This is a genomic window from Bradyrhizobium sp., from assembly GCF_050014615.1.
Taxonomy (GTDB): Bacteria; Pseudomonadota; Alphaproteobacteria; order Rhizobiales; family Xanthobacteraceae; genus Bradyrhizobium.
The window spans coordinates 1-21,543 of sequence record NZ_JBEKCZ010000027.1; the positions used below are offsets into that span (position 1 = coordinate 1).

At 60.8% G+C, this 21,543-nt stretch carries 21 protein-coding genes and 1 pseudogene; 13 read left to right on the forward strand and 9 right to left on the reverse strand.

Annotated elements, in window-relative coordinates; translation table 11 throughout:
• The first annotated feature begins 12 nt into the window (after nucleotides 1-12).
• The gene (locus tag ABR948_RS06720; RefSeq protein WP_428114917.1) at nucleotides 13-375 is read left to right on the forward strand and encodes a P-loop nucleotide/nucleoside kinase family protein; all 363 of its coding nucleotides are present in this window, start codon (nucleotides 13-15) and stop codon (nucleotides 373-375) included.
• 26 nt (nucleotides 376-401) lie between these two features.
• Here the strand turns inward: ABR948_RS06720 and ABR948_RS06725 are convergent.
• Together ABR948_RS06725 and ABR948_RS06730 are read right to left on the reverse strand one after the other, a co-directional pair.
• Nucleotides 402-2,247: pseudogene (locus ABR948_RS06725) on the reverse strand (PHA/PHB synthase family protein).
• Nucleotides 2,248-2,320: 73 nt separating this feature from the next.
• Nucleotides 2,321-2,689, reverse strand: coding sequence for a hypothetical protein (locus ABR948_RS06730; protein ID WP_428114920.1), 369 nt, complete (start codon nucleotides 2,687-2,689; stop codon nucleotides 2,321-2,323).
• A gap of 229 nt (nucleotides 2,690-2,918) precedes the next feature.
• Here ABR948_RS06730 and ABR948_RS06735 point away from each other — a divergent pair, with 229 nt between their 5' ends.
• Nucleotides 2,919-3,647, forward strand: a complete 729-nt coding sequence (locus tag ABR948_RS06735) for a CBS domain-containing protein (RefSeq protein WP_428114923.1) — start codon at nucleotides 2,919-2,921, stop codon at nucleotides 3,645-3,647.
• Between the two features lie 276 nt (nucleotides 3,648-3,923).
• Here the strand turns inward: ABR948_RS06735 and ABR948_RS06740 are convergent, their stop codons facing one another.
• The 3 genes from ABR948_RS06740 to ABR948_RS06750 form a co-directional block, all read right to left on the reverse strand.
• Nucleotides 3,924-4,355, reverse strand: coding sequence for a CBS domain-containing protein (locus ABR948_RS06740; protein WP_428114925.1), 432 nt, complete (start codon nucleotides 4,353-4,355; stop codon nucleotides 3,924-3,926).
• Between the two features lie 94 nt (nucleotides 4,356-4,449).
• Nucleotides 4,450-5,280 (reverse strand): universal stress protein, encoded by an 831-nt coding sequence (locus ABR948_RS06745; RefSeq protein ID WP_428114928.1) that lies wholly within the window; start codon nucleotides 5,278-5,280, stop codon nucleotides 4,450-4,452.
• 191 nt (nucleotides 5,281-5,471) lie between these two features.
• Nucleotides 5,472-5,804, reverse strand: coding sequence for a hypothetical protein (locus ABR948_RS06750; RefSeq protein ID WP_428114930.1), 333 nt, complete (start codon nucleotides 5,802-5,804; stop codon nucleotides 5,472-5,474).
• A 51-nt stretch (nucleotides 5,805-5,855) separates the two neighbouring features.
• Between ABR948_RS06750 and fixL the strand changes: the two genes are divergently transcribed.
• The 8 genes from fixL to ABR948_RS06790 all read left to right on the forward strand — a co-directional run bounded on the left by fixL (nucleotide 5,856) and on the right by ABR948_RS06790 (nucleotide 12,354).
• The gene (fixL, locus tag ABR948_RS06755; RefSeq protein ID WP_428114932.1) at nucleotides 5,856-7,391 is read left to right on the forward strand and encodes a sensor protein FixL; all 1,536 of its coding nucleotides are present in this window, start codon (nucleotides 5,856-5,858) and stop codon (nucleotides 7,389-7,391) included.
• The gene (gene fixJ, locus ABR948_RS06760) at nucleotides 7,381-7,998 is read left to right on the forward strand and encodes a response regulator FixJ (protein WP_428114935.1); all 618 of its coding nucleotides are present in this window, start codon (nucleotides 7,381-7,383) and stop codon (nucleotides 7,996-7,998) included. The genes fixL and fixJ overlap by 11 nt, the downstream gene beginning before the upstream one ends.
• Nucleotides 7,999-8,083: 85 nt before the next feature.
• Nucleotides 8,084-8,482 carry a response regulator transcription factor gene (locus tag ABR948_RS06765; RefSeq protein ID WP_428114937.1) on the forward strand — a complete coding sequence of 133 codons (399 nt, stop codon included), beginning with the start codon at nucleotides 8,084-8,086 and terminating at the stop codon, nucleotides 8,480-8,482.
• Nucleotides 8,483-8,615: 133 nt separating this feature from the next.
• Nucleotides 8,616-9,305, forward strand: coding sequence for a helix-turn-helix domain-containing protein (locus tag ABR948_RS06770; RefSeq protein ID WP_428114940.1), 690 nt, complete (start codon nucleotides 8,616-8,618; stop codon nucleotides 9,303-9,305).
• A 116-nt stretch (nucleotides 9,306-9,421) separates the two neighbouring features.
• Nucleotides 9,422-9,826 (forward strand): hypothetical protein, encoded by a 405-nt coding sequence (locus ABR948_RS06775; protein WP_428114942.1) that lies wholly within the window; start codon nucleotides 9,422-9,424, stop codon nucleotides 9,824-9,826.
• 85 nt (nucleotides 9,827-9,911) lie between these two features.
• Nucleotides 9,912-10,124: a hypothetical protein gene (locus ABR948_RS06780; protein WP_428114944.1), complete on the forward strand. Its 213-nt coding sequence runs from the start codon at nucleotides 9,912-9,914 to the stop codon at nucleotides 10,122-10,124.
• 164 nt (nucleotides 10,125-10,288) lie between these two features.
• The gene (locus ABR948_RS06785; protein WP_428114946.1) at nucleotides 10,289-11,122 is read left to right on the forward strand and encodes a universal stress protein; all 834 of its coding nucleotides are present in this window, start codon (nucleotides 10,289-10,291) and stop codon (nucleotides 11,120-11,122) included.
• A 5-nt stretch (nucleotides 11,123-11,127) separates the two neighbouring features.
• Complete coding sequence (locus ABR948_RS06790) at nucleotides 11,128-12,354, forward strand: cyclic nucleotide-gated ion channel (RefSeq protein WP_428114979.1); 1,227 nt, start codon at nucleotides 11,128-11,130, stop codon at nucleotides 12,352-12,354.
• Between the two features lie 588 nt (nucleotides 12,355-12,942).
• Here the strand turns inward: ABR948_RS06790 and ABR948_RS06795 are convergent.
• Together ABR948_RS06795 and ABR948_RS06800 are read right to left on the reverse strand one after the other, a co-directional pair.
• Nucleotides 12,943-14,331, reverse strand: a complete 1,389-nt coding sequence (locus tag ABR948_RS06795) for an MBL fold metallo-hydrolase RNA specificity domain-containing protein (RefSeq protein ID WP_428114981.1) — start codon at nucleotides 14,329-14,331, stop codon at nucleotides 12,943-12,945.
• A gap of 70 nt (nucleotides 14,332-14,401) precedes the next feature.
• Nucleotides 14,402-15,349: an LOG family protein gene (locus ABR948_RS06800; protein WP_428114949.1), complete on the reverse strand. Its 948-nt coding sequence runs from the start codon at nucleotides 15,347-15,349 to the stop codon at nucleotides 14,402-14,404.
• Nucleotides 15,350-15,546: 197 nt separating this feature from the next.
• Here ABR948_RS06800 and ABR948_RS06805 point away from each other — a divergent pair, with 197 nt between their 5' ends.
• Nucleotides 15,547-15,948 carry a translational machinery protein gene (locus ABR948_RS06805; protein WP_428114951.1) on the forward strand — a complete coding sequence of 134 codons (402 nt, stop codon included), beginning with the start codon at nucleotides 15,547-15,549 and terminating at the stop codon, nucleotides 15,946-15,948.
• 27 nt (nucleotides 15,949-15,975) lie between these two features.
• On the forward strand, nucleotides 15,976-16,455 hold the full coding sequence (locus ABR948_RS06810) for a hypothetical protein (protein ID WP_428114953.1): 480 nt from the start codon (nucleotides 15,976-15,978) through the stop codon (nucleotides 16,453-16,455).
• Nucleotides 16,456-16,501: 46 nt separating this feature from the next.
• Here the strand turns inward: ABR948_RS06810 and hemN are convergent, their stop codons facing one another.
• Nucleotides 16,502-17,854 (reverse strand): oxygen-independent coproporphyrinogen III oxidase, encoded by a 1,353-nt coding sequence (gene hemN, locus ABR948_RS06815; RefSeq protein ID WP_428114956.1) that lies wholly within the window; start codon nucleotides 17,852-17,854, stop codon nucleotides 16,502-16,504.
• Nucleotides 17,855-18,194: 340 nt separating this feature from the next.
• Here hemN and ABR948_RS06820 point away from each other — a divergent pair, with 340 nt between their 5' ends.
• Complete coding sequence (locus ABR948_RS06820; RefSeq protein ID WP_428114958.1) at nucleotides 18,195-20,603, forward strand: phosphoketolase family protein; 2,409 nt, start codon at nucleotides 18,195-18,197, stop codon at nucleotides 20,601-20,603.
• A 57-nt stretch (nucleotides 20,604-20,660) separates the two neighbouring features.
• On the opposite strand, the gene ABR948_RS06825 is transcribed toward ABR948_RS06820, so the two are convergent.
• A complete protein-coding gene (locus tag ABR948_RS06825) occupies nucleotides 20,661-21,395 on the reverse strand; it encodes a VIT1/CCC1 transporter family protein (protein WP_428114960.1) in 735 nt (244 codons plus the stop codon).
• Nucleotides 21,396-21,543: the final 148 nt, after the last annotated feature.

The following is a 21,543-nucleotide window of genomic DNA, read 5'->3' on the forward strand; positions in this document are numbered from 1 at the left end:
TACCAGCCGCGGATGACCGAGAAAATCTATGACCTGCTCTTGCAACACGTCCGGCGGATTCTGCTCCAGGGTCATTCCGTCGTCGTCGACGCGGTGTTCGCGCGAGAATCGGAGCGTGACGCGATCCGCGATGCCGCGCGCCGGCTGAATACAGGATTTGTCGGCCTCTTCCTTCAGGCAGATCTGGCGACCCGGCAGAACCGCGTCGGCCGCCGCGAGGGCGACGCCTCCGACGCGACGCCCGAGATCGCCGGACTGCAGGAGACATATGATATCGGTCAGCTCGACTGGGCCATTATCGATGCTTCCGGGACGCCCGAACTAACCCTGAGACGAAGCCAAATCCAGATCGCCCGCTGTGAGGCGGCCACCTGATGTAGCTGCGCGCTCGACCACCGTCATCATTGACGGACGTAGTCGCCGGGCGCATCGGGCAGGCTCTGTCCGTGGCGGCTCGCACAGCTCGCCCGATTGCGCGGTCAGCCACTTCGTCCATTCCGACCACCAGGAGCCCTCGACCTTTCCGACCTCCTTCAACCACTGGTCCGGACCGACATAGGGCGAATTCACCGGCTTGGTCTTGACCTGATAGAAGTGACCAGGCTGGCTCGGCGGCGCCACGATGCCCGCATTGTGACCGCCGCTGGTCAAAAGATAGGTCACGTCGGCTTCCACCTGATAATTTATCTTGTAAGTCGATTTCCAGGGCGCCACGTGATCGCGGACGGTCCCGACCACAAACATCGGGGCATGAATATCCGACAGCGAAATCGGCCTTCCTTCCACGAAGTAGCGGCCCTCGGCCAAATCATTATTGAGGAACAGCTTGCGCAGATACTCCGAATGCATCCGATATGGCAGGCGCGTGGCATCGGCGTTCCAGGCCATCAGGTCGCTCGGCGGCGCCCGTTCTCCCAGCAGATAATCGCGGGTTACCTGCGACCAGATCAGGTCGTTGGAACGCAGCAACTGGAATGCCCCCGCCATTTGCGTGGTTTCGAGAACGCCATGTTCCCACATCATGTCCTCGAGAAAGGCGACCTGGCTCTCGTTGATGAACAAGGTCAGTTCACCCGCTTCGGTGAAATCCGTCTGCGCCGCGAGCAAGGTGATCGATTTCAACCTGTCATCGCCGTCCCGTGCCATTGTAGCCGCCGCAATCGACAGCAATGTCCCGCCCAGGCAATAGCCCAGCGCATGAATTTTACGATCCAGCACGATGTCACCGATCGTCGCGACCGCGGCTTCGACGCCAAGCCGGCGATAATCATCAAAGGCGATATCGCGATCGCCTGCCCCCGGATTGCGCCATGAGATCATGAAGACGGTAAAGCCCTCTCCGGTCAGGAATTTCACCAGCGAATTTTCCGGCGACAAATCGAGGATGTAGTATTTCATGATCCAGGCCGGCACGATCAGGATCGGTTCCGGATGCACCTTGCCGGTGGACGGGTAGTACTGGATCAGTTCGATCAGTTCGTTGCGGAACACGACCTTGCCGGGCGAGGTGGCGACTGTTTCGCCGACGACGAATTGGTGATCGACCGGCTTGCGGGCGGCCAGCGAACGCATCCAGTCGCTGCACCAGTTCTGCCAGCCGAAGACGAAGTTCTCGCCGCCACTTCGCAACGTCTTCTGCAAGACCTCCGGATTAGTCGCCGCGAAGTTGGACGGCGACAGCATATCCAGCACTTGCCGCACCGAGAACTCGACGATCGCCTCGTTGCGCGATGCAACGCCGCGCACACCCGTCGTGGCATTGTGCCACCATCGCTCATTCAGCAGAAACGCCTGCGCCACCAAATTGAACGGGGTCCGTTCCCACTCCGGTTCTGAAAAACGCCGATCCTGCGGCTGCGGCTTGATCAAGGACCAGGGTTGCTGGCCGGTCGAGAAGTAGTGCAGGGCCGTTCCCAGAAACTTGTTCGTATTCTGCAATGCGTCCTGGGCAATTGCCATTTGCCTCTGCGGCGCCGCCGCCAGATGCGAGGCCCAGTCGATATAGGCAAGCGACAGCGCAACCGGCGATATCCCGCCGGTCAGCGGGGCCAGCGTTGCATGGAACGCGCGATCGAACCGGTAGGCCTCCGGTTCCTTGCCGCTGCCCGCTTCGGGCGCGGGCGCGGCTCGATCGCCAACCGGAACGATGTTGCGGCGGTCCTGGCCATAACCCGGGGCATGCGCCCGACATGGCAACCTCGGCACGTCAGCCCCCGGTAGGATCGATATTGGCTGTGCGGAATTCATCGCCTTCCCTTCCGGCCGGGTGATCGGCCTTGAAATGCAGGACTCCTGAAATGCAGGACTGTCGGAATGCGGATCAGTTCGGCAGCGGGTTGGCCAACAGCTTCGACGTGGCTTCGATCATTCGCTCGCCATGCTTGAACAACCGCTCGCTGTCGCGGCGGATAAAATCGATCTGATGCTGGCCGCATTCCTCGCACATCGCCTTCATGTCCTTCACCGAATGCGCGCCGGCTACCTTTGAGGCGATCTCGCTGAACAGGTGCATCTCGGTTCGCGTTCGATCGAACATCTCGGTACTGACAAATGCGATTTCCTCAAGCATCACTTTTTGCGCGCTGAACATGAAATCCAGGGCGCTTCTGTTCGCCTTGGTCACTCGCGCCACGGCGTGAGCTACGGAATCTTCGATGATCGCGGCACCAGGTTCGTAGAATTCCAGCATGGTAACCTCCGGTTTTGCGCCATTTTTAAAAGGATACGATCTCGGGTCGTCTCCCACATTGAGCTGCATCAAGCTGAACGGCTTCGGTTGTTAACGCCTCGATGGTTGACTTTTCGCCGTTGACGTTTCGACAGTTGACGTTTCGAGAGTTGACTTGGGTCAAATCGAGACGCGCCGGGTCGGATAACCTGCCCAACGTTGTTATTAATTCCAGCCCGTGGAGGCCGCCATGCGCGCCCATCAGATCATGACCCGCCCCGTTATCACCGTCACCCCGGAGACGCCGATCGTTGAAGCCGCCAATACCATGCTGCAGCGGCATATCAGCGGGCTTCCCGTCGTCGACAAGGCCGGCAAACTCGTCGGCATCATCTCGGAAGGCGACTTCATTCGCCGCAGCGAGATCGGCACGCAGCGCAAGCGCGGCCGGTTTCTGAAATTCATTCTCGGCTCCGGCAAGGAGGCAACCGATTTCGTGCACGAGCATGGCCGCAAGATCGCCGAGATCATGACACCGGATCCGCTCACCATCGACGAAGAGACCGATCTTGAGAAGATCGTGGAATTGATGGAAAAAAACGACATCAAGCGACTGCCGGTGATGCGGGACGACAAGCTGGTCGGCATCGTGTCGCGCTCCAACCTGCTGCAGGCGGTCGCCAGCCTGGCGCGCGAGATTCCCGACCCGACGGCCGACGATGACCATATTCGCAACCGCGTCATCGATAGCCTGGAGAAGAACACCTGGTGCCCCTTCGGCCTCAGCGTCACGGTGCGCGACGGTATCGTCCACCTCAGCGGCGTCATCACCGAGGAGCGTTCGCGGCAGGCGGCTGTCGTTGGCGCCGAGAATGTAGCCGGCGTCAAGAAAGTTCACGACCATCTGTGCTGGGTCGACACGATGTCGGGAATGTATCTGAACTCTCCGGAAGACGAGAATCTGGCAAAGGCGAGCTAGACCGACGCCCGCGGCGCGGCGCAATGGAGATCATCCGGCAGCGTTGTTTTCCGGGCCCAAATCTGTCTCTCGGAGATTTTGAGCCCCATGAGAAACCACGCTCGTCGGCTGGTTTGCTCGTTCGGCGGATAGTCGTTGAGGCCGGAATTCAGGTGCGACACCCCCTGCGCGAGGCGCAGGGCCTGCTCCGCCGCATAGCTCTCCCGATGAGCTGCCGACGCCGCGGTGCTGCGGTGAGGCCCATGCCGGACCCGGCGTCCTTTTATATCAGCAGAATTAGTCTTTCCCGACGGTGCAACGCTGCAGCGTGCGCATGACGTCCTCGCGCGAGATCATGCCCACCAGCTGTTGATCGCCCTCGATCACCGGCATGCTTCTGATTCGATGATCGACCATCAGTTGAAGAACCCGCGTCAACCTGGTCTCGCCCCGGACATAGATGAAATCCGGCGTCATGATATCCGCAACGGTTCGCTTCATTAGGTCATCATAACGCGGTGTCATGCGAGCCGTCGTGAATACGAAGCTGGCCAGAAAATCGAACTTCGACACCAGACCGACGATCTGGGAGGCTTCCTCGACCGGGTAGGCGTTGAAGTCGTCCTGTTCAAACAGATCCTCGAGTTCCCGCAGCGTCAGGCTGCGCGACACCGTCTTGACGTTCGGCGTCATGGAGTCGGAAGTCATCTGTTCAAGAAACCTGTACAATGCTCGATCCGCTCGATTTGACTGGGTTGGGAACCAAAGATCACTACATCACGTTTCTGCGATCCCAATTTGATCGAGGTCAAATCCGCCGACCTCAGCGCGACAGCAGCGAACACCGCTTTGAAGGATTGACGAGGCGTTTGGTCACACCGCCGAAAACCCATTCGCGAAACCGGGAATGACCGTAGGCGCCCGCAACAATGATGCCGGCGCCGACCTCCGACGCGGTCCTGTCGAGTTGCGCGGCAACGTTACCGGGCTCGCTGGGCACTCGTCCGCTGGCCAGCACGCCGTGACGCAACAGCCAGGCCACAACGTCTTCAACTCCGGATACCGCCGCCGATCTGTCGGCCTCGTCCTCAACGATTTCGGCGACGATCACATTCTTGGCCTCGCCCAGGATCGGCAGGGCATCCACGATGGCGCGCCGGCACTCGGGCGTGTCTTTCCAGCCGACCAGAACACTTCGTAAATCGAGCCACTCGCTGCCATCGGGAACAACGAGAAGGGGTCGGCCTGTCTGCATCAGAAGGTCGTTTGGGTTGGCCTGGGTGAATGGGTCCGCAAGTGCCTCTTTAGCGTTCTCTCCGACGACAATGATGTCGGCCGCCCGTGCCTGCTGGATGACAAATCTGGTCGGAAAGTCCTCGGCGCAGCGCCATTCCACGACCGCGGCACGGTTCTGCATCGCCGCGCGAAACTGCGCTTCAACCTCGGCGATGCGATTTCTGACCGCTGCCTGACCCTGGTCAATCACCCGCTGGGCCTGCTCGCCGGTCGTGAAATAAAGCGGCGGGCTGAATTCACCCGCGGTAATGCCGACCGCATTGGCGTTGAACCGCTTCGCCAATTGCCCGGCGATCTCCAGGCGGGCATCGTTCGATCGATCAAGCGCCAGGCTGACCATAACCGTCGCATACGTCATTGTTCTCTCCGGAATCGATGGCTGCGGTCGGATCCGTAGGCCGATTCCTGAGATCGAGAATGAGGCAGATCAAGGAATCGATGATTCACGGGCCGAGGGGGGCAGCCTTCCGCCGGGTTGATCTAGATCAGAATCCTCAACCCTGAGATGAATTAGCATTCAACTTGGATCAGGAGGGCGTGATGCATATTTCAGATGTAGTGTTGCAGTGTTCGCGGCGATCTCTGCGGCTCGCTGCGGAATGCAGGGATGAGCGGGTGGCCGTAGAACTCAAGCTGCTTGCTATCAGGCTCTTGCTGGCTGCCGTAGAGGACGCCGAGTTGGTCGTCGAGGAATGACCCACTTTTTTCGTGACACTGCGTGGCCCGGAGCAAAGCCGGCGCGGCGCAAATTTCCCTCCCCTGGCAGCCACACGGCAGCGCCGTTGAAACCATCCCGGCCCGGCGTGCGCTGAAGCAATAGACTGCCATTCCGGCGCGATCCCACAGCATTAACCGCAAAAGGGGTGGCTTGGTATTGGGCATGCTGGTATCTTCGCGATGCTGCCACAGGCTACGCTGCCCCGCAGGAGAAACGTGACTACCACCCCACATTCAGCGTCCGACGATCCGGTTCGAGACGAGCGTTTCCGGTTGGGCATCGAGGGGGCCGGCATCGGGATCTGGGATCTTGATCTTTCGACGCATCAATTGCTTTGGTCGAAGACGACCAGAACACTTTTTGGCGTTCGTCACGAGTTACCCCTCACCTACGAACTATTCCTTTCACTGCTTGAACCACAAGACCGCGAACCAACCGATCAGGCCGTGAAGCGCTCGGTCGAGACCGGCTGCAGTTTCGACATGCAGTACCGTGTCGATGGCCGGTCACAAGTGCACAAATGGGTTCGCGCACGCGGCAGCGTGGTGCGGGACCAGCAAGGGGTGGCCCGTCACCTCAGCGGGCTCATGATCGATATCGACGATCAGAAGCAGCTCGAAGGAGCGCTCCGAACAAGGGAAAGTCACCTTCGCTCGATCCTTGAGACTGTCCCCGATGCCATGATTGTTATCGACGGCAACGGCATCATTCAGTTCTTCAGCAGCGCCGCGGAGCGGCAATTCGGTTATCACGAACAGGAGGCCATTGGCAAAAATGTCAGCGTCCTGATGCCAAATCCGGATCGTTCACGCCACGACGGGTATCTGGCCCGTTATCTGTCCACGGGTGAACGGCATATTATCGGCGTTGGACGCATCGTGACCGGTCAACGCAAGGATGGAAGCACTTTCCCGATGCATCTTTCGATCGGTGAAATGCAATCCGGCGGGGTGCCCTATTTCACCGGATTTGTCCACGATCTGACCGAACATCAGCAGACTCAGGCGCGGGTTCAGGAACTGCAGTCGGAGCTCGTGCATGTTTCACGCTTGAGCGCGATGGGAGAAATGGCATCCGCGCTGGCGCACGAACTCAATCAGCCGCTCGCGGCCATCAGCAACTACATGAAGGGGTCGCGCCGCCTGCTGACGGCGAGCTCCGATCCCAACCGGTCCAAGATCGAGAACGCGCTGGATCGCGCCGCCGAACAGGCACTTCGCGCCGGCCAGATCATCCGTCGCCTGCGCGACTTCGTCTCGCGCGGGGAATCGGAAAAGCGTGTTGAAAGCCTGTCGAAGTTGATTGAGGAGGCCGGCGCGCTCGGACTGGCCGGCGCCCGCGAGCAAGGCGTCAAGCTTCTTTTCAGTCTGGACCCCATGCACGATCTGGTGCTGGTGGATCGCGTCCAGATTCAGCAGGTACTGGTGAACCTGTTTCGCAATGCCCTGGAGGCGATGGCGCAGACGCCGCAGCGGGAGCTTTCCGCCTCGAACACCAAGGTAGCGGACGACATGATCGAAGTTGAGGTTTCCGACACCGGCACCGGATTCCACGAGGACGTCAAGCCGAACCTATTCCAGACCTTTTTCACGACCAAGGAAACGGGTATGGGGGTGGGGCTGTCGATCAGCCGCTCCATAGTCGAGGCGCATGGCGGACGAATGTGGGCCGAAGGCAATGCTTCGGGCGGCGCGACCTTTCGCTTCACGTTGCCTGCCGCATCAAGTGAGAGTGTGACCGATGGTACATAAGGGAAAGGTCTACGTCATCGATGACGATGAGGCGATGCGCGAATCGCTCGACTTTCTGCTCGGGGCTGCCGACTTCCAGGTCACGCTGTTCGAATCCGCGCAACATTTTCTCGACGCCTTCCCGACCATCGATTTTGGATGTGTGGTGTCCGATGTGCGCATGCCCGGCATTGACGGCATTGAACTTCTGAAACGCCTCAAGGCGGGCGGCAGCCTGTTTCCCGTCGTGATCATGACCGGTCACGGCGATGTTCCGCTCGCTGTCGAGGCGATGAAGCTGGGAGCCATGGAATTTCTCGAAAAGCCGTTCGAGGATGACCGGTTGATCGGAATGATCGAGACCGCCCTCAGGATGGCGGAACCAGGCGTCAAGAGCGAAGCGGCCACGCTCGAGATTCAGTCACGGATAGCGAGCCTCAGTCCCCGCGAGCGCCAGGTCATGGATGGCCTCATCGCCGGACTCTCGAACAAGCTGATTGCCAGAGAGTACGATATCAGCCCGCGCACGATCGAGGTGTACCGGGCCAACGTGATGACCAAGATGCAGGCGGCCAGCCTCTCGGAACTGGTGCGGTTGGCGATGCGCGGCGGCGTGTTCAAAGATTGAGCCAAGTCAAGACGCCCCTGCCCGAAATGCGGTTCATACGCTGCATGAACCAGCCAAACCTCCCCATCGAGCGCAGGGTTTCGTGATGTCACCGTCACCCGCCAAAGCCGTGGTATATGTTGTCGATGACGACCCGGGCGTCCTCGGCTCGCTGCGATTTTTGCTCGAAACCGACGGATTCGACGTCGAGACGTTCAGGAACGGGCGGGCGCTGCTGAATGCGGTGGCTGCAAAAGCGGCCGACTGTTTTGTGATCGATTATAAAATGCCCAATATTGACGGTATCGACCTCGCGAGCCAATTACGCAGCCGCGACATCGCCACGCCGATTATCCTGATTACAGGCTATCCCGATGACAGCATACCGACCCGAGCCGCTGTCGCCGGAGTGCACCACGTCCTGTTGAAGCCCCATCTCGAGGAGAGCCTCGTCGCGCGCATCCGGGGCGCCATCCAGGAAGCCGGCCCTGTCGCCATCCCTTGAGTGCCGGCAGCTTAGGTGCCGGCAGCGACCTCCGGTAAACTACTTAGGTACATCCCCTTAAGATATCGAGCGAAATATCCAGGTTTGACCGTCTCGCGTATGCATTGGCCATCCGCTGCACAGGAGACGGCAAATGCATACCCAACCACTCACCCCCTCGGTTATTGGCGCCAAGATCAGCCCGGTTACCTGCCCCACAGCCGATCAGTTCGGCCTGCTGGCGGGTCATGCCGGCCTCGTTGCCACCGAATTTTCCTACGGGAAAGATGAAGAGATCTACGGCGAAGACGAGCCCGCGGAATATGTCTATCAGGTCATTCAGGGTGCGGTTCGGACCTACAAGCTGCTGTCAGACGGACGGCGTCAGATCGGCGCGTTTCATCTGCCGGGCGACGTTTTCGGACTGGAATCCGGAACCAGCCACCGGCTGGCGGCGGAAGCCATTGTCGATACCACCGTGCGCCTGGTGAAGCGCCGCAGTCTCGAGCAGGCGGCGGGAACCGACGTCAACGTCGCGCGAAAGCTCTGGACGATGACTGCCGGCGACCTGCGCCATGCGGAAGACCACATGCTGCTGCTCGGGCGCAAGAGCGCGATGGAGCGCGTCGCCAATTTCCTGCTTGAGATGGATCGTCGCCTCGCCATTGCCGGCATGATGGCGCTCCCGATGTGCCGTCGCGATATCGGTGATTATCTGGGGCTGACGCTGGAAACGGTTTCAAGGGCGCTTTCGCAGCTGCATAGCGAGGGTGTGCTCGGCTTCTCCGGCGCGCGCCAGATCGTACTGCGCAATCGTCAACGCCTGCGCAGCATGGACGCCTGAGGGCGGCGTCCAAGCGTCGTCTCGGCGGCGTATCTTCGCCCTGTTTGATCCATCGCAATGACGGGCCGGTGCCAGGCAATCAGGTTTGACCAATTGCACCGACAACGGAGCGGACAATGAGCAAGCAACATCATCGCGTGGTTGACAGGGTCGTTGATGCGTTTGGCAATTGGCTCAAACGCAGGAGAGACATCCGCGAGATGCGCGAGCTCGACAGCGGCGAGTTTGCGAAGGTCGCGCATGAACTGAACGTTGCGACCACGGATCTCGATAAGTTTGTCCATCAGGGACCGCACGCGGCCGATGAACTGTCAACTTTACTGACGCTTCTTGGTATCGATAGGGACGCGCTCTCACGGACCGAGCCGCTTGCGTTGCGCGATATGACGCGCGTATGTGCTTCATGCCAGCAAAAGCGCAGGTGTGACCGGGACCTCGGTACGGGCGCTTCCGCGCAACACTACGAGGAATATTGTCTCAATGCCCCAACGATCGACGAGCTGAAGACCAAAGCGGGTTAGCCGGAAGATGATCATGGCCTGTCGATCGATGGTTTCCCACTCGCGACGCTTGTAACCCCAATAGGAAGGCAATCAGGAGACGGCCATGGCGCGGTACATTGCTCGATTTATGAAGAATGTCCTTGGAGAGAATGGACATGAGGCCGAAATCTGCCAACGCACCATCGAGATCGAGGCTGAAAATCGGATTGGCGCGACCGACGCGGCAAAGGTCAAGTTCTGCGAGACTGAAAACGTAAAGGACTGGTTCCTTCGCGCAGACCGCGTTCACGTTGCCGAATCGGAATTCCTGTCCTGAACAGGCGCAACGCGGCCAGGGATCCAGCCGCAGTCTGAACGCGCGACGAGTTAAACGCGGAAGATCCGGGTTGAGGTGAATCAAATCGCGCCTGCGCTTTTATTCTTCAATGCCGGCACGGACCGCAGCGGCGGACGTGCTCTCGGAATACGCGGAGAATTATCATGCTGAAAAATCTTCTCGTCCACATCCCCTCCGAACGACCGATACGTCCGGTCGTCGATAGCGCAATCTCGCTCGCGGTGTCGCGCGCCGCGCATCTCGACGCGGTTTCGATCGGTTATGAATCCACGAGTGTGGGGTTAGCCACCGACGGTGCCGCAGCGGTCGCCGCCGTGTTCGAAGTCGACCGCGAGCGTGCGTTGGCGCGGGCGAATGCCGCGCTCGCGGTGTTTGAAACCGAAGCCCGGAATGCCGGCATCGGCCACGGCCTGCGACAGCTTACCGGCATCCCGGCCGAAACGGCAGCAGCCGTGAGCGCCCTGGCACGACTCTACGATTTGACGATCGTGCTGCAACCCGAGCCCGGCCACGAAACATTCGACAACGTCATTCCGCAGGAAATACTCTTCCAATCCGGCGGCCCGGTTCTTTTTATTCCCTATATCCATAAAGGCGATTTTGCGCCGAAGCATGTCGGCATTGCCTGGGATGGAAGTCGCCTGGCGGCGCGTGCCCTTCGTGATGCCGCGACGTTTCTGGCTCGCGCGCAAACCATCACCATCGTCAGCATCAACGATGCGGAGATACCCGAGGACGTATCCGTGGCCGCCCTGGAGGCGCATCTGGCGAGGCGCGGCCTGAGTGTGCGAGTCGAGCGCATGAAGGCTGACCGCGCGGATATCCAGCCGACGATCTTGTCCGTTGCGGCCGATGCCGGTCTCGATCTGATCGTGATGGGCGGCTACGGCCATTCGCGCCTGAGCGAGCGTATCCTGGGAGGTGTCACGCGCGGCATGCTGCAATCCATGACCGTGCCGACGCTGATGTCGCATTGACGCCCGTGCTGGACACCGCGCCGCATTCGAACAAGCGCGTCGAAGGACTACGCCGCCGCGTCTACGTTGTTCTCGAGCAAGGTGCCGGCGGCGCGAGCCTGGCTCTCAATCGATTCCTGATCGTGCTGATCGGTATTACGCTCACCGCAACCGTGATCGAATCCGTGCCGGACATGGCAAGAACTTATGCCCTGCCGCTCAGCGCGATCGAATGGGCCGCGACCCTTATCTTCTCGCTCGAATATGCGGCCCGTATCTGGAGCGCGGCTGAACATCCGCTGTTGAAGCGCGGGGTGTTTTTCGGACGGCTCCGTTTCGTGCTGAGTTTCTCCGGGCTCGTCGATCTCGTCGCTATCCTGCCGTTTTGGCTGAGCATTTTCATTGCTTCCGATTTCAGGGTACTGCTGGTTCTGCGCCTCGTGCGCTTCTTCAAGCTGACGCGCTATTCGCCGGCGATGCGCTCGCTGCTGGACGCCTTGTATTCCGAACGCCGCGCGCTGGCTGGATGCTTTGTCATTTTGCTCGGCACCGCGCTGATCGCGGCTGCCCTGATGCACCTGGCCGAGCGTGCGGCGCAACCCGAACGATTCGGAACGATCCCGGACGCCCTGTGGTGGGCGATCGTGACGCTGGGGACCATCGGCTATGGCGACGTCGTTCCGGTGACCGTGCTGGGACGCATTCTGGCAAGCTTTACGATATTCGCCGGACTGCTGATGATGGCGCTGCCGGTGGGTATTTTCGCGACCGCTTTCGCCAATGAAGTGCATCGCAGGGATTTCATCATCACCTGGGGCCTTGTCGCGCGTATTCCGCTGTTCCGCAGCCTGACCGCGAGCGAGATCGCGGATGTGATGACGATGTTACGCGCGCAGAAGGTGGACAGCGGCACGGTCATCGCCCGCCGCGGCGAGCCCGCCCACGCGATGTACCTCATCGCGGACGGCGAAGTGGAAGTGAAGCTGCGGCACAAGCACCTGCGGCTTGGCACCGGCCAGTTCTTCGGCGAGATCGCGGCGCTGCGCCGCACCCGCCGCTCGGCAACGGTGACGGCCGTGACGCCGACACGGCTGCTGGTACTCGATGCCCTGGATCTGCACGGACTGATGGACCGCCAGCCCGCGCTGGCGGCCCGGATCGAGGAAGCGGCGCGCGAAAAGCTTGGCCACGCGCTCAACGAACAAGGCGGCGATCTCGTGACCGAAGAGCTGTACGAGGTTCCCTCCGACTAGGCCGTGAACCCATCATAAATTGCCGGGCGGACGGCCTGCCAGGTCCGCAATGTACCGCCGGCTCAACCGGCCGGCGCAACACTTTATCTTGGAGGGAAAGATGGAGTGTGGCGATGGATCAGGGGTTTCGCCAAGGATTTACGACGGCCGAGAAGACGGCGTTATGGGATCGCTGCGATATTGGCCGCGCCGGAAAAACCTCGTTCATATCCAGCACATCACATTGAGCAGCCTCGCGCACCTCTACACCCTGTCACTGCCCGCAAGCAGGACCTCGACTGGCACGAAGCGCGACTCGTGGCCGATGGCTTCGATCAGGATGCCTTCCTTTGGCGGCAGCGAGGATTGAACGGACCGAAACAATCCAGCGCCCCGGATTGACAAGAGACGGAGACCTGGAGTCGGTGCTGGGTCATTCGCTACATGCGCGGCCCAGCGGCAAGTCTGGTCATGCACGCAACGGCGCTGAAAGCGGAAGTCAATTCAGAACATTAGCGGCTTTGCGGCCAGCTATTGCGGCTTGATGGTATCGCGGTGGACGTGATTTAAGCTCCGAAACTGGAGCGTCGAATCACGCACTACGAACTCTCACAGCTCGAAGCTCTGGTTCTGCATCGGCATTTCGACATGGGTGTCGCCAAGATGCGCCGCGAACTTCGTCATGCTGTCCTGTTCGCCGTGGACCAGGAACGTGCGTTTCGCGCCGGTCTGGCTTTGCCAGGCCAGCAGCTCCGCCTGGTCGGCATGGGCGGAGAATCCATTGATGGTGTAGATGCGTGCCCTGACCGCGATCTCTTCGCCGAAAATTCTCACCTGCTTGGCGCCGTCGATGATCCGGCGCGCGAGGGTGCCGGCGGCGGCGTAGCCGACAAACACGATAGCGGAATTGTCGCGGTCCAGATTGTGCTGGAGGTGGTGGCGCACACGGCCGCCGGTACACATCCCGGAGCCGGCCATGATGATAGCGCCGCCGCGAATGCTGTTCAGCGCCACGGATTCAGCGGATTCCCGCGTGAAATGCAACCCCGGCAAATCAAACGGATCGTGCGAGCCTTGAAACAGCTTCGCGGTCGCGGGCTCGAAACACTCGGGATGACGCCGGAATATTTCGGTGGCCGAAATCGCCATCGGCGAATCGAGAAACACCTGCGTCGATTCCGCCAGACGTCCCGTGCTGATACCTTGCTTCAGGAAATAGAGCAGTTCCTGTGCCCGCTCCAGGGCAAAGGTGGGAATGATGACATTTCCGCCGCGCTTGAAAGTCTCGGTGATGGCTTCAAACAGCTCGTCGATGGAAGGGCCCAATGATTTGTGCAGCCGGTCTCCGTAGGTGGTTTCCATCACCACATTGTCGGCACGGGGCGGCGTGGCGGGGCTGCGCAGCAGCACGCGGCCGGTATTTCCCAGATCGCCGGAAAACAGCACGCTGGTCGAATGGCTCTCCTCCGCAAGCTGCAGAAAGATGCTGGCCGAACCCAGGATATGCCCGGCGTCGATGAAGGTCGCTTTCACACCCGCCGTCACATCAAGCGCCTGCGCGTAGGTCGCGGTCCGCCCGAAATTGTCGAGACAATTCAGTGCGTCGAGGGTGGAATAGAACGAAGCTGTCGTGTCCCCGTTGGCGCCCCCATGACCGCCCCGGCGCGCACGGTGGCGCGCGTCTTCCTCCAGCAAATGGGCCGCATCCAGCATCACCAATCGCGCCAATTCGCGCGAGGCAGAGGTGGTAATAATCTCCCCCCGAAACCCTCTTTTGGCCAGCAGGGGCAAGCGCCCGCAATGATCCAGATGCGCATGGGTCAGTAATACGTAATCGATGCTGGCGGCATCAAAGCCGAAAGGCCCGGCGTTTTCCTGGTCCAGCTCGCGGCTACCCTGATAGAGCCCGCAATCGATCAGGATTCGCTTGCCGGCACATTCAACCAGGTGACAGGAGCCGGTGACGTCGCGATCCGCTCCGTGGAATGATATTTTCAGCTCACTCTCCTCTGTATTCTCTGATCTCGGGTAAATGGCGCTCGCAGCAGCAGCATATTGCCGGCGGCTGTCACGGCGCCCGTTGCAGGGGCTCCCCGCTCGCTTCGTACCAGCGCAAGATGTCGCTCCAGATTTCCTCGGCGGTCTCGGCAAACCAGAACAATTCCCGATCCTCCGCATCGATGACGCCTTCATCGACCAGAAAATCGATGTCGACGGCGCGGCGCCAATAGGCTTCGCCCACCAGCACGACCGGAATCGGCTTGATCTTGCGGGTCTGTATCAGCGTCAGCACCTCGAACAATTCGTCCAGCGTGCCGTAACCGCCCGGGAATGCGACCAGCGCCTTGGCCCGCATCAGGAAATGGAGCTTGCGCAGGGCGAAATAATGAAAGCTGAAGCAGAGTTCGGGGGTGACGTAGGGATTCGGATATTGCTCATGCGGCAGGCTGATGTTCAGTCCGACGGATTTGGCTCCGACGTCGAATGTTCCGCGGTTGGCCGCCTCCATCATTCCGGGCCCACCGCCGGTGACGATGGAAGTGCGATGCTCATGGGCCCTGGGATTTGCTCCAACCAGACGCCCGAACTCGCGGGCAACCTCATAATAATGGCTCTTGGCGAGAATTCGCTCGGCAACGCCGAGCTTCCGTTTGAGGTCGTTATTATCCGCATCTGCGGATAATAACTTTCGCAGCGCCTGTACCTTGCGAAGCGCAGCCGCGGGCTCACAGATCCGCGTGCTGCCGAAAACCACGATCGTTTGCCTGATGTCATGCTCGCGCAGCAGCAATTCCGGCTTGAGGTAATCGATCTGCAGGCGTACGCCGCGCAGGTCATCCTCGGCGAGAAAATCAATGTCGGCGTCGGCGCGGCGGTAGCTGGGACTGTCCAGTATCGCCTGCACGCGCTGGAACGCCTGAGCGTCTTCCTCGTTTGCCTTTGGGCACTGCCAGGGCAACGCTTCGCGGCGCTTGTCGGGATGGGCGGGTGCAGGGATTTCCCGATTTTCCTTCATTGGTCTTCAGACTTGTCCCGATTTACCGACGACGTTTCATGATCGTTTGGAGCAAGGCCCGGATCGAAGTGTTGAGGCAGATCAAACCTGAAGCGACGCTTCGCTCCCCTTTCCGGATTTGACCTGTATCAAGCGCGGAATATCGCGGCGGGGTAGCCTACAAGAACTGTTTGCTCGCCAATGAACGGAACAACATGATGCAACACCACTTCCATGCGATCGTCTGGCTCGACCATCTGCAGGCCCGGATATTCCACCTCGGTCTCTCCGGCACGGACGAGATCACCCTGCACCCCCAGATGCCGACCCGCCACATTCATCACAAGGCCAATTCGATCGCGAGCGGTCATGTTCACGAGAGCGCGGAGTATCTACGCCAGATTCTGGATGCCGTCAGCGACGCCGGCGAAATCCTGATCCTTGGACCGTCCGGCGCGAAAACCGAGCTCGCCAAATATATTCGCGAGCAGAACCCGACGGTCGGCGGTCGAATTGTTGCGGTTGAACCTGCTGATCATCCCACCGATGGCGAGATCGTTGCTTATGCGAAGCGGCATTTCAAGATTGGCGTCGTCCGCTCCGCGGCCGGGCATCGATAGGCGCAATGCCTTGACGGGGATATTGAAATGATCATGCGTACCGACCCTTGGAACACCCGCTCCACCGTCAGCAGGTGGGCGCACGTCTTTGAACGGAGCGGGCTCGCTCTGGCTGGCGGGTCGTGCGGGTTGTTCGTCGCAGCCCAGGTGGCAAGGACCAATATCGACCTGCTCGGTTCGGGGGGCGCGATCCTGGCCATGATGGTCTACGGGGCGGCGGGCTTCTATCTCGGAATCGATCTGCCTCCGCCACCCCCTCACCCGGTTGAGCTGCCGCTACGGCGCATGCTGGCCTCCAGAGCGGATGCGGTGGAGTTGCTCAGCGCGGCCGGCACTTTCCTGGCCGCCACGGCGGCGGTGGTATCCGTCTCCGCCATCATTCTGGACGAGGCGGGCAGCGCGACCGGTACGTTCCTGATCGGCTGCAGCTGGGCAATCGGCGCAACCATGCAGATTGGCGCCGGCATCATCGCACGACTACGGGCAGACACTTCCACCACATCCTAGCAACGGGGACCGGCCCTCGATCGCGGGCCGGCCTCGCCCGGTTCGCCTAAACCGCCCGGCTATGGAGCTGCTTCGATCCGTCGAGGTGAGCGTCGAAGGCGGCAGCCAGGCTGCGAACCAGAAACCGCGAGTCTTTTGCCAGATTGATCGAGCTGCCGTCGAGCTGGACCACGCCATCGGAAATCAGTTTTTTCAGGCGGGGCGACGATTTCAGCATCGTTTCCGGCGCCGATCCGTGTCGCGTACAGATTTGGTCGAGGTCGACGCCGAAGTCGCACATCACGCGTTCGATGATGTCGGCGCGCAGCCGGTCATCGTCGGTCAATGCGTAGCCTTTGATGGTCGCCAGTTTGCCGCCGGCAACCGCTTCCAGGTAAGCGCGCATACCGACTTCGTTCTGCACGTAGCCGTGCGGCAGGCGTCCGATGGCGCTGGCGCCGAAGCCCAGCAGGATATTGCTGGCATCGGTGGTATAGCCCTGGAAGTTCCGGTGCAGCGTCCCGCTGCGCAGCGCCGCGGCCATGTCATCGTCGGGAAGTGCGAAGTGGTCCAGTCCGATCTGCAGATATCCGGCTTGCTTCAGCGCATTCGTCATCGCATAGGATTGTTGATGGCGTTCGAGGCTGTCGGGTAGCCATGCCTCGTTTATCCTGCGCTGATGCTTCTTGAAGGTCGGGACATGCGCGTAGCCGAACACCGAGAAGCGATCGGGGCGAAGCCCGGTGCAGCGGCGAACCGTATCGAGGCATGAGTCGACCGTCTGATGCGGCAGCCCGTAGATCAGATCGAAATTGACGCCGCGGATGCCGGCTCGCCGGAGATTTTCGGTCGCGGCGGCGGTTTCCTCGAAACTTTGTACCCGATGGATGGCGCGCTGGACCACCGGATCGCAGCTCTGCACACCGAGACTGACCCGGTTGACGCCACCATGGGCCAGCGCGTCGACCATCTGGTCCGTGAGCGTGCGCGGGTCGATTTCGACGGCAATGTCGGCGGAGGGAGGCACGAAGAACGAATGCCTGATCGAGCCCATCAGATCCGTGAAGGTCTCGGGCGCCATGATCGTCGGCGTGCCGCCGCCAAAGTGGATATGGTCAACCTGGATGCGCCGCCCGATTTGCCCCGACACCTGCTCGATTTCGCAACGCAGGGCCGAAGCGTATAACGCGACCGGCTCGTCGCGGCGAACGACCGAGGTATGGCAGCCGCAATACCAGCACATCGACCGGCAGAACGGAACGTGCAGATAAAGCGACGTGCTGGCGTGTTGCGGAATTGCCTTCAGCCATTCGGCGTAGGTTTCCGGGCCGATCGCCGCCGAGAAATGCGGGGCGGTGGGATAGCTCGTATATCTCGGCAACCTTTCCTGTCCGTAGCAAACCGCAAGATCTGGCCTCATTTCTTAACCGTTCCCGAATGGATTGAGCCGCTGTCGACCGGGCTTCCCTGAGCCTCGAACCGTATTTAGTACCCCAACGGGGGGAGCGGCTTTGCGCTCGCTCAAATCCGGCGCTGAAATCGGTCACACGGAGGACATCCATGCCTAAGAAACTGGCTGCTTGAGACAGATCAATCCGTCAGCCGGTTAAGGCACCAATAAAGTTCGTGAGTTGGTTGGTGGTGCGATTCCCGCACGTTCGCGATCCCGACTTTGATTTCACGACACGATGGATCGATTGGACCTCAGCTGTGTTTGTTCATGGGTCCATTCTTATGGGTCCATTCCTGGAGGCGTCAGCATGCAAACGACAGTCGCAAACGATAGCCAGGGGATGACCGGCGATTTCGACCTGCTTGACCGTTACTGGCGCGCCGCGAACTATCTTTCGGTGGGCCAGATCTATCTGCTCGACAATCCCTTGCTGCGCGAGCCGCTGCGCCCTGAGCATATCAAGCCGCGACTGCTTGGACACTGGGGCACCACACCCGGCCTGAATTTCGTTTATGCCCATCTCAATCGCGCGATCCGCGCGCGCGACCTCAACGTCATTTACGTCTGCGGTCCCGGACATGGCGGACCGGGCATGGTGGCAAATACCTATCTGGAGGGCAGCTACAGCGAGATCTATCCCGATATCGGCCGCGATGCCGAAGGCCTGCGCAAACTGTTTCGCCAGTTTTCGTTTCCCGGCGGGATTCCAAGCCATGCCGCCCCGGAAACACCGGGTTCCATCAATGAGGGCGGCGAGCTCGGCTACGCGCTGGTGCATGCCTATGGCGCCGCATTCGATAATCCGGATCTGATCTGCGCCTGCGTGGTCGGCGACGGCGAGGCCGAAACCGGTCCGCTCGCCGCTTCCTGGCATTCCAACAAGTTCCTGAATCCGGCGCATGACGGGGCCGTGCTGCCGATCCTGCACCTCAACGGCTACAAGATTGCCAATCCGACGGTGATCGGCCGGATGAGCGATGACGAGGTCAGAAATCTGTTTCTCGGCTACGGCCACGAGCCGCTGTTTGTCGAGGGCGATGATCCCGCTACAATGCACCGCCTGATGGCCGCAACCCTGGACACCGCCTTCGACCGCATCCATGCGATCCAGAAGGCGGCGCGGGACGGACGCGCGGCGAGCCCGCGCCCGAAATGGCCGATGATCGTGCTGCGCAGTCCCAAAGGCTGGACCGGTCCCAAGGAAGTCGACGGCCTGAAGGTCGAAGGCTTCTGGCGCGCCCATCAGGTGCCGATCGCCAACCCCCGCGGCAATCCGAACCATCTGCAACTGCTGGAGCGGTGGATGCGAAGCTATCGGCCGGAAACGCTTTTCGACGCGAGCGGCCGGTTGCGCGACGAACTACAGGCGCTGGCGCCGTCCGCCAGCCGCCGCATGGGCGCCAATCCGCACGCCAATGGCGGCTTGTTGAAACGCGAGCTCAAATTGCCGGACTTCCACGCCTATGCGGTGAAAGTGCCGGGTCCCGGCAGCGTCGAAGCCGAGGCAACGCGTGTCATGGGGCAGTTCCTGCGCGAGGTCGTATCGCTGAACGCCGAGGCGCGAAATTTCCGCATCATGGGACCGGACGAAACCGCGTCGAACCGCCTCGATGCGGTGTTCGAGGTCACCGAACGGGCGTGGATGGAGCGCATCGAGCCCTACGACGTCCATCTGGCCCAGGACGGCCGCGTGATGGAGGTCCTGAGCGAGCATCTCTGCCAGGGCTGGCTCGAAGGCTACCTGCTCACCGGGCGGCACGGCCTGTTCAACTGCTATGAGGCCTTTATCCACATCGTGGATTCGATGTTCAACCAGCATGCCAAATGGCTGAAGGTTTCGCGTGGCCTGCCGTGGCGACGCCCGATCGCTTCCCTCAACTATCTCCTGTCGTCGCATGTCTGGCGGCAGGACCACAACGGCTTCAGCCATCAGGATCCCGGCTTCGTCGATCTCGTGGTCAACAAGAAGGCCGATATCGTTCGGGTCTATTTTCCGCCGGATGCCAATACGCTGCTCTGGATTACCGACCATTGCCTGCGGACCTATGACCGCATCAACGTGATCGTTGCCGGCAAACAGCCCTCCCCGCAATGGCTGACCATGCCACAGGCCGCGACCCATTGCGACGCCGGCATCGGGATCTGGCCTTGGGCCGGTACTGAAACCGAAGGCCTCGAGCCTGACGTTGTGATGGCCTGTGCCGGTGACGTGCCGACGCTGGAAACCTTGGCCGCGGTCGATCTCTTACGAAAGGCTCTACCCAACTTAAGGATTCGCGTCGTCAACGTCGTCGACCTGATGACGCTGCAGCCGAAGGAACAGCATCCGCACGGTATCAGCGACCGCGATTTCGACGACCTGTTCACCTGCGACAGACCGGTGATCTTCGCCTATCACGGCTATCCCTATTTGATCCATCGGCTGACCTATAATCGAACCAATCACAGCGGCATGCATGTGCGCGGTTTCGAGGAAGAGGGCACGACCACGACGCCATTCGACATGGTCGTGCTGAACGAGCTCGACCGGTTTCATCTCGCGATCGAGGTGATCGAGCGGGTGCCCGGTCTCGGCGTCGCCGCCGCTCACATCAAACAGCAATTCCGTGACGCATTGATCGAGCATACCCGCTATGTCCGCCAGCACGGCGAGGACATGCCGCAAATTCGGGACTGGAAGTGGCCCTATGGCGAGGACATCGCCGCGCGCGCATAGCTGAAGAATCAAAAATCTCGCGGCGCGTCATGCGCGGATACGCGCGCCGGTCACCCTTCACGCCGCGGAAAGCTGGAACAGCGTCCGCAAGCCAAAGCCGACCCAGAACGCCAGCGCGGCGGCGACCATGCCGATGCCGAGTGTTCCCAATCCCGACCGCCACCATTGGGTCAGAGACCAGCGGCTCTTGATGGCTCCGATCGCGAAGAAGACCACCGCCGTGGCGACGACACAGGGTACCAGCCCGCCTGCCCCGAGATACGTCACCAGCGGTACCAGGCCGCATAATGCGAACGCAGCGAACGTGCAGAGCGCCGCCAGTGCGGGAGACTTTGGGGTCGGAGCAAGACCGTATTCTTCCGTCACCATCGTCTTGGCCCAGCGGGATTCGTCGGCGGTGATGACATCGACGATGGTCTCCAGGCTGGCGCCCGAGAAGCCCTTGCCCCCGAAGATCTGCCGGATCTCCTCCCGCTCGCCATCCGGAACGACGGCGATGTGCTTGCGCTCGACCGCCAGCAGGCGGTTATAATCGTCCCGCTCGGCCTGGGTGCCGCTGTAATTGCCCGCCGCCATCGCGAACCCGTCGGCGACCAGGTTCGCAAGCCCAAGCACAAGCACGACCCTTGACGACAGATCGGCGCCGACCACGCTTGCGACCACCGCAAAAGTGGTCACGACGCCGTCTATCCCCCCATAGATCCAGTCACGCAGATAGCTGATGCCGGGGTCTTGCGCGAGGCGCGTCCGGATCGCCTCCTTGGTGTGGCTGTGCTCGAGCCGAACCTCCATCTATCGCTCCTTGCCCTGTGGGGGAAACAGGCCATTGAAACTGTCACTTCGGACCGCAGGTTGCCTTGCGCTCGATCAAGCGCGCCCCCGCGGGCAGCCTTGTCAGCCCGCCGCCGTGCTTGATACCGATCAATATGCCAGCCGGGTT